The sequence below is a fragment of the Stenotrophomonas sp. 80084_Sma genome, assembly GCF_056481995.1.
The window spans coordinates 913,589-927,756 of the sequence record NZ_CM151177.1 but is presented as its reverse complement, the minus strand read 5'-3'; the positions used below and the strand labels follow the sequence as shown (position 1 = coordinate 927,756).

Annotated in this window: 15 protein-coding genes and 6 tRNA genes; 5 read left to right on the top strand and 16 right to left on the bottom strand. The window is 64.9% G+C overall.

What is annotated here, in order from left to right:
- Positions 1-44: 44 nt before the first annotated feature.
- The 6 genes from ACZK3W_RS04260 to ACZK3W_RS04235 all read right to left on the bottom strand — a co-directional run bounded on the left by ACZK3W_RS04260 (position 45) and on the right by ACZK3W_RS04235 (position 1,781).
- A tRNA-Leu gene (locus ACZK3W_RS04260) sits at positions 45-131 on the bottom strand.
- 139 nt (positions 132-270) lie between these two features.
- Entirely contained in the window at positions 271-636 is a 366-nt protein-coding gene (locus ACZK3W_RS04255) for a hypothetical protein (protein ID WP_125894652.1), read from the bottom strand.
- A gap of 246 nt (positions 637-882) precedes the next feature.
- Positions 883-958 (bottom strand) — tRNA-Lys (locus tag ACZK3W_RS04250).
- A gap of 198 nt (positions 959-1,156) precedes the next feature.
- Positions 1,157-1,232 (bottom strand) — tRNA-Lys (locus tag ACZK3W_RS04245).
- 79 nt (positions 1,233-1,311) lie between these two features.
- Positions 1,312-1,388 (bottom strand) — tRNA-His (locus ACZK3W_RS04240).
- Between the two features lie 168 nt (positions 1,389-1,556).
- The gene (locus ACZK3W_RS04235) at positions 1,557-1,781 is read right to left on the bottom strand and encodes a hypothetical protein (RefSeq protein ID WP_478450501.1); all 225 of its coding nucleotides are present in this window, start codon (positions 1,779-1,781) and stop codon (positions 1,557-1,559) included.
- 435 nt (positions 1,782-2,216) lie between these two features.
- Between ACZK3W_RS04235 and ACZK3W_RS04230 the strand changes: the two genes are divergently transcribed.
- Positions 2,217-3,137 (top strand): hypothetical protein, encoded by a 921-nt coding sequence (locus ACZK3W_RS04230; protein WP_071228867.1) that lies wholly within the window; start codon positions 2,217-2,219, stop codon positions 3,135-3,137.
- A 75-nt stretch (positions 3,138-3,212) separates the two neighbouring features.
- Positions 3,213-3,638, top strand: coding sequence for a hypothetical protein (locus ACZK3W_RS04225; protein ID WP_165929922.1), 426 nt, complete (start codon positions 3,213-3,215; stop codon positions 3,636-3,638).
- A gap of 318 nt (positions 3,639-3,956) precedes the next feature.
- Here ACZK3W_RS04225 and ACZK3W_RS04220 read toward each other — a convergent pair.
- Positions 3,957-4,033, bottom strand: a tRNA-Arg gene (locus tag ACZK3W_RS04220).
- A 39-nt stretch (positions 4,034-4,072) separates the two neighbouring features.
- A tRNA-Pro gene (locus ACZK3W_RS04215) sits at positions 4,073-4,149 on the bottom strand.
- A gap of 180 nt (positions 4,150-4,329) precedes the next feature.
- On the opposite strand from ACZK3W_RS04215, the gene ACZK3W_RS04210 reads away from it, so the two are divergent.
- The gene (locus tag ACZK3W_RS04210; protein WP_032129086.1) at positions 4,330-5,088 is read left to right on the top strand and encodes a Bax inhibitor-1/YccA family protein; all 759 of its coding nucleotides are present in this window, start codon (positions 4,330-4,332) and stop codon (positions 5,086-5,088) included.
- Positions 5,089-5,148: 60 nt separating this feature from the next.
- On the opposite strand, the gene ACZK3W_RS04205 is transcribed toward ACZK3W_RS04210, so the two are convergent.
- The 8 genes from ACZK3W_RS04205 to grxC all read right to left on the bottom strand — a co-directional run bounded on the left by ACZK3W_RS04205 (position 5,149) and on the right by grxC (position 11,572).
- Positions 5,149-5,898 (bottom strand): sulfite exporter TauE/SafE family protein, encoded by a 750-nt coding sequence (locus ACZK3W_RS04205; protein ID WP_293796629.1) that lies wholly within the window; start codon positions 5,896-5,898, stop codon positions 5,149-5,151.
- A 25-nt stretch (positions 5,899-5,923) separates the two neighbouring features.
- On the bottom strand, positions 5,924-6,832 hold the full coding sequence (locus tag ACZK3W_RS04200) for a LysR family transcriptional regulator (protein ID WP_132809327.1): 909 nt from the start codon (positions 6,830-6,832) through the stop codon (positions 5,924-5,926).
- Positions 6,833-6,885: 53 nt separating this feature from the next.
- On the bottom strand, positions 6,886-7,629 hold the full coding sequence (locus ACZK3W_RS04195) for a cysteine hydrolase family protein (RefSeq protein ID WP_478445485.1): 744 nt from the start codon (positions 7,627-7,629) through the stop codon (positions 6,886-6,888).
- 164 nt (positions 7,630-7,793) lie between these two features.
- Positions 7,794-8,756: an IS110 family transposase gene (locus ACZK3W_RS04190; protein WP_132808894.1), complete on the bottom strand. Its 963-nt coding sequence runs from the start codon at positions 8,754-8,756 to the stop codon at positions 7,794-7,796.
- Positions 8,757-8,994: 238 nt separating this feature from the next.
- Positions 8,995-9,405, bottom strand: a complete 411-nt coding sequence (locus tag ACZK3W_RS04185) for a hypothetical protein (protein WP_125895358.1) — start codon at positions 9,403-9,405, stop codon at positions 8,995-8,997.
- A 131-nt stretch (positions 9,406-9,536) separates the two neighbouring features.
- Positions 9,537-10,541 carry an isocitrate dehydrogenase gene (locus ACZK3W_RS04180; RefSeq protein WP_032129081.1) on the bottom strand — a complete coding sequence of 335 codons (1,005 nt, stop codon included), beginning with the start codon at positions 10,539-10,541 and terminating at the stop codon, positions 9,537-9,539.
- 351 nt (positions 10,542-10,892) lie between these two features.
- Positions 10,893-11,285, bottom strand: a complete 393-nt coding sequence (locus ACZK3W_RS04175; RefSeq protein WP_004146041.1) for a carboxymuconolactone decarboxylase family protein — start codon at positions 11,283-11,285, stop codon at positions 10,893-10,895.
- On the bottom strand, positions 11,282-11,572 hold the full coding sequence (gene grxC / locus ACZK3W_RS04170; protein WP_049400919.1) for a glutaredoxin 3: 291 nt from the start codon (positions 11,570-11,572) through the stop codon (positions 11,282-11,284). The genes ACZK3W_RS04175 and grxC overlap by 4 nt, the downstream gene beginning before the upstream one ends.
- Before the next feature lie 142 nt (positions 11,573-11,714).
- Between grxC and ACZK3W_RS04165 the strand changes: the two genes are divergently transcribed.
- Positions 11,715-13,361 carry a M48 family metalloprotease gene (locus tag ACZK3W_RS04165; RefSeq protein ID WP_032129079.1) on the top strand — a complete coding sequence of 549 codons (1,647 nt, stop codon included), beginning with the start codon at positions 11,715-11,717 and terminating at the stop codon, positions 13,359-13,361.
- 116 nt (positions 13,362-13,477) lie between these two features.
- Positions 13,478-14,167, top strand: a complete 690-nt coding sequence (gene phoB, locus ACZK3W_RS04160) for a phosphate regulon transcriptional regulator PhoB (RefSeq protein ID WP_005408258.1) — start codon at positions 13,478-13,480, stop codon at positions 14,165-14,167.
- Position 14,168: the final 1 nt, after the last annotated feature.

Here is a 14,168-nt window from a genome sequence, read left to right as displayed (position 1 = left end):
CCAGCTTATTTTTCAATCACTTAGGCAATCTGTGCGCGGCCGGATGGTGCGAAAGGCGGGACTCGAACCCGCACGAGGTCACCCTCACTGGAACCTAAATCCAGGGCGTCTACCAATTCCGCCACTTTCGCGTGGCCGGCTCAGGCGTTCATTGTCGCAGGCGGGGGCTGGAAGCGGAAGGCCTGCACAAAACTGAATCTGCCGCGATGCGCGCGGCCCCTGCATCGCTGCCGCCCCGGCGGGCGCACCACCCGCCAGGACGACTGCGGCTTACTGCTGCGGTACAGCGCGGGCCGGCGCCATGCCGGCATGTTCGGCGGGCGCCTCCCCCTTGCGGATCTCCACGCCCCCGTCATCGGTGCGCCGCAGAGCCACCGACTCCGGCATGGCCTTGCGCACATCCACCGAACCGTCCGCATTGCGCTGCACATCCACCGCGTCAGGCAGGACCTCCGCTTCCGCAGGCTGAGCCGGCCGCATCTGCATGGCGTCACCCACCGGGCGCGCCGGAGTGCTCTCCGTGCCCGCATCGCGTTCAACGGTCTTCGCGGGATCATTGGCTGGCGCGCAGGCCGCCAGCGCCATCAACGCGAAGGGAACCCACAGCGTGCGGTGCAATCGATTGATATCAGCCATCAACATCTTCCTTCGTGCATGCGCCATCGGCGCGGAAGATCCATTGGGTGCGATACAGGACGCGATGCGGTGAGAAGCAGCGCACAGCATTGAAAACACTGATGACGCGTATGTCCCTGATTTCAGCATCGCTTCAGTAGATTCACGCCATGCGCCGTTTCAGCAGATCCACGCCATGCGTGGATGAAGCGCAACCCGGCGTGCAGGCAAGAAAAAAGCCACTTGGATGACCAAGTGGCTTTCGTCTGGTGGGCTGTCAAGGATTCGAACCTTGGACCTATTGATTAAGAGTCAACTGCTCTACCAACTGAGCTAACAGCCCGAAATCGGGGCGCGAATTATGACCCAATCCGCTCGGTGGGTGCAAGCACTTTTTTCAACATCGTTGAAACCAGCACTGCGGTCCCGCTGCGTTGCAGATCCACGATCAGGCGAGGCTCTGCAACCTGTGATCCATCGGAACGATGGGAGTCACACTTATAAGAAAAAAGCCACCTGGGATACCAGGTGGCTTCTGTCTTGGTGGGCCGTCAAGGATTCGAACCTTGGACCTATTGATTAAGAGTCAACTGCTCTACCAACTGAGCTAACGGCCCGTGAAACTCAGACGCACATTGTAGCCTGCTTTCTGTTTATTGCAATACCGTTTCGGCTGCGCCGATGCGGTTGAATCAGTGGGGTGGCTGAGGGGATTCGAACCCCCGACCACCGGAATCACAATCCGGTACTCTAACCAACTGAGCTACAGCCACCACTGAAACTTTCGCTCCACCGCCGATGAGGCTGACGCTGGACCTTGATGCTTTGCTAGCGGGTGGAACCAGAAGTCCGTCCCCCGAAGCGAGTCCGGCATTTTCCGGGAGTCGCGAAGGAATTGCAAGCACTTCTTCACATTGATGTGCAGGGGCCGGAACAGGAGATCAATGCTGCTCCGCCGAGGTCACGCGCGCGATGTCCGCATGCCCATCCAGGAATGACAGCGTGGCCTCCCCTTTCGGCGTGACCTGCAGCTGCAGGCGTGGCTGGCCCGCTCCGTCGAGCAACTGAAGCATCACGTTGCGCGACTGCGTCCTGCCAAGAAGCACTCGACGGGTAATCGCTTGCAGACCCTGCGCGTGCAAGCGCTCATCGTCGGCCCAGAACATCGGTCGCAACTGTCCATCGGCGAAATCGTTTCGATCAAGTCGAACGACGTGTTGCGTTCGGCCGTCACCCCCATCAGCAGGCCAGCAAACGCCCGCAAGGCGACACCGCCGCGGCAGAAGGTAAGCCGCCGTTGGCGCCTGCGCCGCCGATGTACTTCGATCAGCACCTGCTTCACCTCACCCACGCCGTTCGAATCTGCATCCATCCCGAGCTAGAGAAGGCGCGTGCCGCACGCACCGGATGTCAGGCGCTGGCGAACAGCCCGTCCGTCGTCGGGCACGCCCCGAGAGCATGAACACTTAGTGAACGAATCGTGAATGAATCTCAAACAAGCATGGGGGAGATCCATTCATACAACGTTAGCTGCAGGACATGGAACGCGGGGCGCGCGTTTGCAACCATGCCGGTTCCTGCAATGAAGGTGAGATCAATAGATGAGCAAGCGGCTAATCGGATTCGTCGCGCTGGCAGCCGTGCTGGCAGTGGCAGCCGTTGCAATGTCCGGCTACCGGCAGCAGGCAACTGCGGATGCCACGGCAGAGGAATCCGGGAAGAGTGGCAGCCTCGATGAACGGCCTGACCAGGGAAGGCAGCTTCCGGCGTCAGGTGCGGCGGCCGCGCAAAGGCTTGAGCGGGACAACAAGATCCCGCCGGGCTCGTACAAGGCCGTGGGCCCCAAGGCCTACGAAATCGTAAGAGGCAATGAGTTCCGGCCTCCCGGTGACGCGCTTGCCCACGTCAAGCAACTGATGCTGCGCTCCGAATCCGGAGATGCCACGGCAACCTACGAAATCTATCGAACCATCGAGCAATGCCAGACCTTCATCTCGGATCGCGCTGACAAGCTGGCGGATTCGGCCACCACGGTCGGGGCCGGCAACTGGTTCCTGGAGCGGTCGGAACGAATCCTCAAAGAGTGTGAGTCGCTGGCTCTGGATCAGGACATCTATCACGCCGATTGGCTTTCGAAGGCCGCCGCCATGGGCTCGCAGGAAGCGATGCGCGCCTACTCGCGATCGCCGGAGAAAGTCATCGGTTCGCTTGATGACGCAATCCGTGATCCCGCGGCGCTCGAGGCGTGGAAGGACACCGCCACCGGATATCTGCGCGAACTGGAATCACAAGGGAACGTCAATGTCATCAGCGACATGGCGATGGCCTACACCTATGGCGGCATCGTTCCTGCGGATCCCGTTGCGGCCCTGGCGTACACCCGCGTCCTCAACCGGCTGGACCCACGTTTTGCCACCACCGATGACATTGCCAACCATGAGAAAAACCTGAGCAGCCAAGAGAAAGAGAAAGCCCGCATTTCATCGAACGAAATCTTCAAGAACTGTTGCATCCCACGATAAGGACCTATTGTGAAAGCTAGACTGATTGGGATTATCCCTTCGCTTGGTAGAAACTCCATTCCCGCCATTGCAGGCGTGCTGCTGTTCATGGCGGCCGGGAGCCTTCAAGCGAAAAAGCTTCCTGGCGTCATCAACTGCACCGCCGGATGCACGCTGACAACCCCGTATCCCGATCCGGTGACCAACCAGCAGCTTTCCCAAGAGGTCCAGAAGCTCAATGACGGCCGGACCACGGTCTGGACTGCCCAGACGCGCGTCCAGACCGGCGATGTCCTGACCGTCTGCAACGGTATTTCCTGCGTCAACTACACGTGGCGAGGTGCAGGTTTCGACTCCGGCGAAGTGATTTCGACCGTCCTCCCGCCCAACTCCCGCGGCGGTGGTGGTGGCGGCGGCGGTGGCGGCGGTGGTGGCGGCGGCAGCGGCCCGATCAGCGGCGGCTGCCACGGCAACTGCGGCGGTGGCGGCAAGGTGCGGGTGGGCGAACTGGAACAGATGTGATCCATCCGGGGTGCACTCGACCAGAGTGCATCCATCGCGACATTGAAAAAGGCCAGCGCATAGCGCTGGCCTTTTTTCTTTGCCGGGTGCATTGCCCCATCCCAGGCGGCGCTGCTCAAGCACCTGCGGAGTGAGCCGATCGACGTCAGACGCCGGTCAACCGCAACCGGAATGACATCACGTCGTGCGACTGCACCCCATACAAAGGGCATCTTTCATCGGAAAAGAGGAAGGTGGAATGCTCGCCACCCAGGGTCGTGCAGCCATCGAATGGGAACCAATGTTCACGGATGTGAGCACTTAAACCATTGATTCCAATGGCGCGCCCGACAGGAATCGAACCTGTAACCGCCGGCTTAGAAGGCCGGTGCTCTATCCAGTTGAGCTACGGGCGCCCGAACCGGAACGGTGTCCAATCCGACGTGATGTGGGATTGGTCGGGGTAGAGGGATTCGAACCCCCGACATCCTGCTCCCAAAGCAGGCGCGCTACCAGACTGCGCTATACCCCGGTCTTGCAATCCCCTCGGGCCATGCCCGGGGAGCTGGTCATTGTCGCCAAGCGCATTGGGAACTGTCAACGCAGGATGCGTAGATCCGGCGCCTGCCACAACGCCGAAAGCAGTCATCGGCTATGCTCACGCCCATCGGCCGGATGGCCGTCCTGACCCTCATTCGCACGGAGAACGCGTATGCGCAGCGGCAACCCGGCTCTTTCCGAGTCCACCTTCCTCGACCTCGCCAGTGGCTCGGTGGTGACCAGCCCCGACCAGGCCATGACCCTCAACGGCACCGTCAACAAGACCGGTTTCCTGCTGCTGTTGACCGTATTAACGGCCGCTTTCGCCTGGAACCAGACCATCGGCGACTACGGCCAGGTCTTGCCCGGTGCCAGGCTGTATGCCATGGGCGGCGCCATCGGCGGCCTGGTGCTGGCGCTGATCACCGTGTTCAAGAAGGAGTGGTCGCCGGTCACCGCACCGATGTACGCGCTGGTGGAAGGCCTGTTCCTGGGCGCCATCTCGGCCGTGTTCAACGCCAAGTTCCCGGGCATCGTGTTCCAGGCGGTGCTGCTGACCTTTGGCACCCTGTTCGCGCTGCTGTTCGCGTACCGCAGCGGCCTGATCAAGGCCACCGAGAACTTCAAGATGGGCGTGGTCGCCGCCACTGGCGGCATCGCCCTGCTCTACCTCGCCTCGTTCGTGCTGGGCTTCTTCAACATCGACGTGCCGGTGATCCACGACTCCGGCTGGCTGGGCATTGCTTTCAGCCTGTTCGTGGTGGTCGTGGCCGCGCTGAATCTGGTGCTGGATTTCGACTTCATCGAAACCGGTGTCGCCCAGCGTGCACCGAAGTACATGGAGTGGTATGGCGCATTCGGCCTGATGGTGACCCTGGTCTGGCTGTATGTTGAATTCCTGCGCCTGCTGTCGAAGATCCAGCAGCGCTGAGCCGAAACATGCCGTAGACGACAAAGGGCGCCCTTCGTGGCGCCCTTTTTTGTTCTTCCCTCAGTGCGCCAGCAGTACCGGCAGCGACGACGCCAGCAACGCGATGCCTGACGCGGTCAGCAGGCCCAGCACGACCTGCCGGAAGCGTGCCTCGCTGATGCCGATGTAGACCCGCGCGCCCAGCAGGGTCGGCACCAGCATGGCCGGTGCCACGATGGCGAAGTACGGCAACATCTGCCGGCTCACCAGGCCGCTGCCGACATAGGTGGCCATGGTCACCGCCAGCATCGCCAAGTTGAAGTTCTGGATGACCGCGCGCTGTTCGTCCTTGCCGAAGCCTCGCAGGGTGCTCCACAACGTCGGCACCGGCCCGGCAAAGCCGCCGATGCCACTGAGCACGCCACCGGCCATGCCAGCAATCGCATCACCGATACGGCCGCCGACGCGGACCGGAGGCAACGAGCGCGCCATCAGCATCACCGGGCACCACAGCGCCAGGAAGCCACCCAGCAGCGCCTTGAACCAGTCCATGTCCAGCTGTGGCAGCACCGTCACGCCCAGCGGAATGCCGGCCAGCCCACCCAGCACGAACGGCAGCAGCAGGCGCAGGTTGAAACCGCGGCGCACGGTGAACACTGCGACCAGCTGCCCGACCAGCGCACCAAACACCGAAAGCGTCGCCGCCAGCCGCGGCTCCAGTCCCCACGCCCAGAACGACATCGCCACCATGCCAAAGGCGAAGCCGGACAGGCCCTGCACGAATCCGGCGACGATCGCGCCCAGCGCGACCAGCAGATACACCGACTCCATCACCACCTCGGTTGCTGCCGCGCGACTACCCCGCCGCGCCCACCTGTGCAGCGTAGTGCGCCGCAAGGTGCTCGACCAGCGCACGCACCTTCGGCGCCAGCGCCCGCGCGTGCGGATACAGCGCGAAGTAGCGCCGCTGTCCGGCGTGCCAGGCGGGCAGCACGCGGATCAGGCGGCCGGCACGCAGGTCCTCCTGCACGGTCAGCGCAGTGAACAGGCTGATGCCCATGCCAGCCAACGCAGCGGCATACAACGCTGGCGTCGCATCCACCCGCAGGCGCTGCCCCGCCTCGATGCTCGCGGCGGCACCGCGTGGCCCCTGCAGCTGCCAGGGCGACATCGCCGCTGTGGGACTGAAACCCAGCAGCGTGTGCTGTGCGAGGTCCGAAGCCTGCCGGGGCAGACCGTGCCGCGCCAGATAGGCCGGTGCGGCGACCAGGATGCGTGGGCAGCTGGCCAGCTCGCGCGCGACCAGCTGGCTGTCCGGCAAGGAAGGCGCGATGCGCAGCGCCAGGTCGAAGCCGCCCCCGACCACATCAACCAGCTGGTCGTCGGCGGAAAGATCCAGCGTGACCTGTGGGTAGCGCTGCAGGAACGACGGCAACCAATGCGGCAGCTCCTGGCTGGCGACCACCTGCGGCACGCTGATCCGCACGGTGCCGCTGGGCTGTGCCTGCCCTGCGCGTGCGCGGTCATCCGCCTCCTGCAGGCGATCCAGCAGCGCTGCCGCCTCGCGGTAGTAGTCGCGACCGGCTTCCGTCAGTGACAGCCGGCGGCTGTTGCGATCGAGCAGTCGAACCTCTAGATGTTCTTCCAGCTGCCGCAGTTGCCGTGACATCGCCGAATGGGTGGTACCCAGTCGTTCGGCGGCGGCGGTGAAACTGCCTGCATCGACGATGGCGCGCAGCGCACGCAGGGCGGCGAAATGGTCCATCGGCGGGCAGCTCCAGGTGGCGGGGCCCGCGGCGTGCGGGCCCCGTCAGCTTATCAAGCGCCGTCGCCGGCCTTGCGCACCGGCAGTGCCAGGATCGCGTCAGTCGCCATGACATCGCCGAAGGTGTCCTCAATCTGCGCCAGCGAGGCGTCATGCAGCGCGCGATGACCGATGCGCTGGCCTCCGGCAAGATCCAGATCACGGCTGGCAGTTGCATCGGACGACACGATGACGCGGTAGCCACGCGGTGCCGCTGCGGCATCGCGGGCGGCACCGGCCACGCAGGCATGGGTCTGCAGGCCGGTGACGATCAGGGTGTCGATGCCGGCATCCTTCAGCACCTGGTCGAGCACTGCGGCCGAGTCACCGGCGAACACGCTGACGTTGTCCTTCTGCACCACGGTCTCACCTTTGCGCGGCTGCAGGTCGCGATGGAAGGCGGCATTGACGCTGCCCTGCGCGAACAGCGGCGCACCAGCCGGCAACACGTGCTGCACATGGATCACGCGGATGCCGTGGGCATCGGCGAACTCGACCACCCGCTTCGCCTGCCGCAGTGCGGCCACGCCATCGGGGATGACCATGCGGCCACCGGCGAAGCCCGGCGCAGCGCTGCCGTCGAAGTATTCGTTCTGGAAGTCGATCACCAGCACGGCGGTCTTCGCCGCATCCAGCGAAGCCACAACGGGTGCGCCAGCCATGTGGCGAATGGTGGGATGGGCCGGTTCGGCAGCGGTGACGGGGGTAACGGCGGCCATGCCGATCAGGCTGGCCAGACCAAAGGCGGTGAGGTTCATGTTCAAGCTCCTGTGCGGTGGAAAGTGGACACATGATGCGGAGCGGACGGCGCACGAACCAGCCATGCAAAAGCACATGATCTGTGCAAATTTCGCACAGAATGTCCTTGTAGCGTCGAGCCATGCTCGACTACGCAGGAGCAGTCGAGATCCTATGTTCGTGGTCAAGCCTGCTGGAAGCAGGCTTGACCCACCTTCAGCATGGCCGGATCGAAGTCCCGGCCGCTTTTGAAGACACCCCAGGCGATCCTGGCCAGCTTTCTGGCCAGGATGTTGAAGACGGCGGTGCTGGGGTGACCGCGTTTTGACAGCTCGTCGTAGAGCGGTTGCCCCCGACGACACCGCTTGAGCCCCATGGCGGCCATGTAGAGCATCTGGCGCAGCACTGGCGCGCCCTGTTTGGACAGCCGACGCCGTCCCGTTCTGCCGCCAGACTCGTTAGGCCGGGGATCCAGGCCGGTGCAGGCGATCCACGCGTTGGCGTTGGCCAACGGCCAGCGCGTCATGTAGTAAATCAGGTGAGCGGCGACGGCGGGGCCGATACCAGGGATGGTCAACAGGCGCTTGTAGAGCGTGCCATGCTCTCCATCGCGACCCAAGCGCTGCAGTTCGCTTTCCAGCTCGGACAGCGTCCCAGCCAGAGCGCAGAACAGATCTGACAGCTCCCCGGGGGCACTTTTGCTTACCCCGAAGGATTGCTCCAGGCGCGCGCGTGTCTTTACCAGCGTCTGCCGCTTGCGCAGCAAATCGTGCATCTGCTGCTGCTCATCGGTACGCGGTACGTATTCACGCAGGCGATCGTTCTCCTTCTTCACGTACCGGGCGATCGCTTCGGCGTCCATGGCGTCCGTCTTGCCACGCGAGCCCGTCGCCCGGCCGTAGTGCTTGATCAGACGTGGATTGATCACATAGACAACGTGGCCTGCCTGGCCAGCCATCCGAGCCAACAACTCGTAGTACCGCCCCGTCGCCTCCATGCCAATCCGGCATCGCTGGGGCAAGGTGTTGAGCCACTGGGCTATGCCGGCCCGGGTGTTGGCGATCCTGTCGCCGGCCTTGCGGTCGGCCACTGCCGGTACGAACTCCTTGGAGTCCACGTCCACGCCAATATCGAGAGAATCAGACATTTGTACGGCTCCCAGCTATCTTTAAGGGGCTGGGGTGGTACCGCACCGACGTTAGCTTGCCTACATCGACGATTCCCTTTGGGGGCCGTACGATCCTTTATCGACGTTCGTGTGCGGGATGGGGATCGCTCGACTCGTCTGTCGGCTAGTATCCGCAGATGCATGCTTGACGGTCCCTCCACCCTGGCTCCTACATACCTCGTAGGAGCCGGGAGGAACATACAAGCATGGCTCGACTCTACTGGGCCAGCTTGACCCCATTGAGTCGCACGATCATCGCGTGGTCACGACCCAGCACCACTTCGGCGGTATTGCTGCCCGCGCGCACGGCACGTGCAAGGCCCGCCGGATACTTCACTGGGACGCCGGCCAGGGTCTGCACATGCTGGGCCGGAGAGATCCTGCTCCTGATCACGAACTCGGCACAGCTGCCTTCGAGCAGATACACAGGCGATCCTGCCGGAAATTCGATCAACCGCAGGATGCGCGCCTCGCCCTCCTGCATGCTGCGGAGGGGCGCCCCCTGCGTCCGCAGGCGGCGCAGCGCGCGCTGGGCGCGGGACCACGGCCAGTAGAAGATGGCGTAGATCGCCACGCCGACAGCATAGACGGCAACGGCCGCCACGACCCACACGGCCGCCTCAGGCATCTGAAAAAATCCTGTCGGTGAAAAACCGCAGTTGAAAACGCAGACGGGCCGTACAAGGACGGCCCGTCTTCAACGCATGCAGGCCCGGCCTGGACATCGCCGAGACGATCTCCAGCCGGATCGCCGGCCGCTTACAGGCGGCTGGCGATGGCCTGGGCGAAGCTCATGGTGGTGCCGGTGCCGCCCAGGTCGCCGGTCAGCGAATCCTTGGCTTCCATGGTCGCCACGATGGCCTTGCGCAGGCGCTCGGCATTTTCCGGCTGGCCGACATGGTCCAGCATCTGCGCGGCTGCCAGCAGCAGCGCGCACGGATTGGCCTTGCCCTGGCCAGCGATGTCCGGCGCGGTGCCGTGCACGGCTTCGAAGATCGCCGCGTCCTTGCCGATGTTGGCACCCGGGGCCAGGCCCAGGCCGCCGACGAGGCCGGCGCACAGGTCGGAGATGATGTCGCCGAACAGGTTGGTGGTGACGATCACGTCGAACTGTTCCGGACGCATCACCAGCTGCATGCAGCAGTTGTCGACGATCATTTCCTGGAATTCGATGTCCGGGTACTGCGCAGCCACTTCACGGGCGACATTCAGGAACAGGCCCGAGGTCGACTTGATGATGTTGGCCTTGTGTACGGCGGTGACCTTCTTGCGGCCGGTGCTCTTGGCCAGCTCGAAGGCGTAGCGCACGATGCGCTCGGAGCCCTTGCGGGTGATGCGGGTGCCGGAGAAGGCGGTCTCGCCGTCGGCCGACACTTCCTGGCCTTCGGCCAGGTAGGCACCTTCGGTATTCTCACGCACGGTGATCAGGTCGACGTTGTCGAAACGCGACTTGGTGTTCGGGAAGGTGTGGGCCGGACGCACATTGGCGTACAGGTCGAAGTGACGGCGCAGGCTGACGTTGATCGAGGTGAAGCCACCACCGACCGGGGTGGTCAGCGGGCTCTTCAGCGCGACCTTGTTGCGCGCGATCGATTCCAGGGTCACCGCCGGCATCAGGTCGCCGTGCTTTTCCAGGGCCACCAGGCCGGCGTCGGCGTCTTCGTACTCCAGGCCAGTCTTGAGCTGGTCGAGCACGAACAGGGTGGCGTCCATGATTTCCGGGCCAATGCCGTCGCCGCGGATGACCGTAATTTTCTGCGTCATTGATCGATGTTCCGAACAGGGGGAAAAACGCCGTCCGGACGTGCCCGGAAACGCCGGCGCAAAGGAAGTTTCACCGGCAATTATGCCTGAGCCGGGGCCGAGGTCCCAAATAGACCATGGTCCCAGTGCCCGGCTCAGGCAGAATTGCCCGCGCATCCCACCTTATCCCCGCACCTGTCGGCGCGCCCCCTTGAACAACAAGGGGGCTCCTGGGCTGATGGATCGCGGGGAAGCGCTCGGTAGGGCCGGCCGCTGGCCGGCAACCTCGGCCATGTGGGGTTCACGGGATGCCGGCCAGCGGCCGGCACTACCGGGAGGGCCACAGGACCCGGTTCCCGGCGCCCGTCAGGTTCAGTGCGCGTGCGCTTCCGGGGCGGCGGCGCCGCCTTCGAGCTGGTCGAGGAAGTCGACCGCGCGGCGCAGGTGCGGGATCACGATCGAGCCGCCGACCACCAGGCCGACCGAGAAGGTCTCGAAGAACTCTTCTCGGGTCACCCCGGCGTCCTTGCACTGGGCCACGTGGTAGCTGATGCAGTCGTCGCAGCGCAGCACCATCGAGGCCACCAGGCCCAGCAGTTCCTTGGTCTTCACATCCAGCGCGCCGGCCTGGTAGGTCTGCGTGTCCAGCGCGAAGAAGCGGCGCACCACCTGGTTCGGCTCGCCCAGGATCCGCTCGTTCATGCGCTTGCGGAAGTCGGTGAACTCGGCGATGCGGTCCTTGCTGCCGTCGTCGGCCGCGCTCATGCCTGGCCCTGCCCGGCCAGCAGCGGCTCGAGCTTGCCTTCACGGTGCAGGGCCATCATGTCGTCGTAGCCGCCCACGTGGACGTCGCCGACGAAGATCTGCGGCACGCTGGTACGGCGGGTCAGTGCCATCATCTTCTCGCGCTCGACCGGGTCCAGGTCGATGCGGACCTCGGTCCACTGCTGGCCCTTGCTCTTCAGGAAGTTCTTGGCGGCCACGCAGTACGGGCAGACGGCGGTGGAATAGATGGTGATGGCGGGGGCACCGCCGGCGGTCTGGGCTGTCACGGGAAACTCCACGATGGATCGACGGTCTACATATGGTACCGGTGCGCTGGAATTTCCACGCCACGGCCGCAACACTGTGGATTAACGAATGGTTGCCCCCCACCCTGCCACGCTTGGCGCGCCCTGCCCGAGGACCCACTGCTTGCGAGCCCTGCTGCTGACTACCGCCGTCACCCTGGCCCTGGCCATGCCGCTCGCCCAGGCCCAGGAGAAGCTGCCCGACATCGGCTCCTCGGCCGGCGAGCTGCTGACCCCGGCCCGCCAGGCCGAGTACGGCGCGATGATGCTGCGCGAGCTGCGCAACTACGGCTACCTGCTGGATGACCCGCTGGTCAACGACTGGCTGCAGACCATGGGTACCCGGCTCGGCTCCAACAGCGACCAGCCTCGCCAGCCCTACACGTTCTTCGTGATGAAGGACCGCCAGATCAACGCCTTCGCCACGCTGGGCGGCTACATCGGGGTCAATGCCGGCCTGGTGCTGACCGCCGAGCGCGAGGACGAGGTCGCGGCGGTGCTGTCGCACGAAATCGCGCACGTCACCCAGCAGCACGTGCTGCGCGGGGTCGAGCGTGCCCAGCGCGACCAGATCCCGATCCTGCTCGGCATGCTGGCGGCGGTGGTGGCCGCACAGGCCAGCAACAGCACGTCGTCCGGCAACGCGACCATGGCCGCGATCAGCTCGGGCATGGGCCTGATGCAGCAGCGCCAGATCAACTACACCCGCTCCAACGAATCCGAGGCCGATCGCCTCGGCATCCGCACGCTGTCGCGCAGCGGTTACGACGTGGACGCCATGGCCGGCTTCTTCGAGCGGATGGCATCGGCGATGCGCGGCAACGAGGGTGGCTACAGCGTGCCCGAGTTCCTGCGCACCCATCCGGTCAACATCACCCGCATCAGCGAGGCGAAGGCCCGCGCCGACCAGATGAAGAAGGACACGGTGCTGCTGACCACCAGCACCCCCAGCGGCGAGCGCAGGGAGCGCGTGGACCCGGCCGATCCCAGCCTGGCCGAACCTCTGTTGCGCGGAACCAACCCGCTGCTGCCCAGCAGCGTGCTGCGCATCCCGATGGGCCAGCTCAGCCGCGGCGCCAGTGGCGACTTCGACTGGGCCCGCGAGCGCCTGCGCGTGCTCAGCGCGGATTCCACCCCCGAGCTGGAACGCGAGTATGCCGATCTGGCCAAGCGTCAGAAGGACGGCCTCAACGATGCCCAGCGCTATGGCCAGGCGCTGGCGGTGATGCGCAGCGGTCGCGCCGGCGCCACCCAGGCCCGGCAGACCCTGGCAGGCCTGCTGCAGACCCGCCCGGACAACCTGTGGCTGGCTCTGGGGCTGGGCGAGGCCGAATCGCGTGCAGGCCAGACCGCCCAGGCCAACAGCCGCTTCGAGCAGTTGCTGCGTCAGCACCCCAACAGCCGTCCGGTGGCGCTGACCTATGCCGAGATCCTGAACGAACAGGGCAGCCGCGAGGCGGGCCAGCGCGCGCAGGCCATGCTGCGGCCCCTGCTGTCGCAAAGCGGTAACGATCCGGTCTTCCAGCAGCGGTACGCCCGCGCCAGCGAGTTGGCCGGCGACAGCGTGCGTGCCAGCGAGGCCTACGCCGAGGCGGCCTTCCTCAGCGGCCGGCCGGAACAGTCGCTGATGCAGCTGCAGGCGCTCAAGCGCAACCCGGCGCTGGACTACGTAGGCCGGGCGCGGGTGGATGCGCGCATCGAGGCGATCACCCCCACCGTGCTGGAGCTGCGCCGGCAGGGCGTGCAGGACCCGGACCTGGACCGCCGCTGAGCGCTGCATGACCGGCCGATGGCAATCCCGACCGGTTCCGGCCAGGTAGTCACAAACATGTCATCAAACCGTAGTCTACTGGCACCACTCCAGTAACCGAGCCCTACGGTGTCCTCGTGCAGAAACGCATCCTGATCGTCGATGACGAGCCCGCGATCCGTGAAATGGTCGCCTTCGCCCTGCGCAAGGGCGATTACGAACCGGTCCACGCCGGCGACGCCCGTGAGGCCCAGACCGCCATCGCCGACCGCGTCCCCGACCTGATCCTGCTGGACTGGATGCTGCCCGGCACCAGCGGCCTGGACCTGGCCCGGCGCTGGCGCAAGGAAACCCTGACCCGCGAAGTGCCGATCATCATGCTGACCGCCCGCGGCGAAGAGAACGACCGCGTGGGTGGCCTTGAAGCCGGCGTCGACGACTATGTGGTCAAGCCGTTCTCGGCGCGCGAACTGCTGGCCCGCATCCGTGCGGTGATGCGCCGCGCCCGCGAGGACGACGAGGACGGCAGCGTGGCGGTCGGCCCGATCCGCATCGACGGTGCCGCCCATCGCGTGTTCGCCAACGACCAGCCGGTGCCGATCGGCCCGACCGAATACCGCCTGCTGCACTTCTTCATGACCCACCCGGAGCGCGTCTATACCCGCGCCCAGCTGCTGGACCATGTGTGGGGCGGCAGCGTGTACGTGGAGGAGCGCACCATCGACGTGCACATCCGCCGCCTGCGCAAGACGCTGGAACCGTTCAACGCCGAAAACATGGTGCAGACCGTGCGCGGCGCCGGCTACCGCTTCTCCACTGCTACCTGAG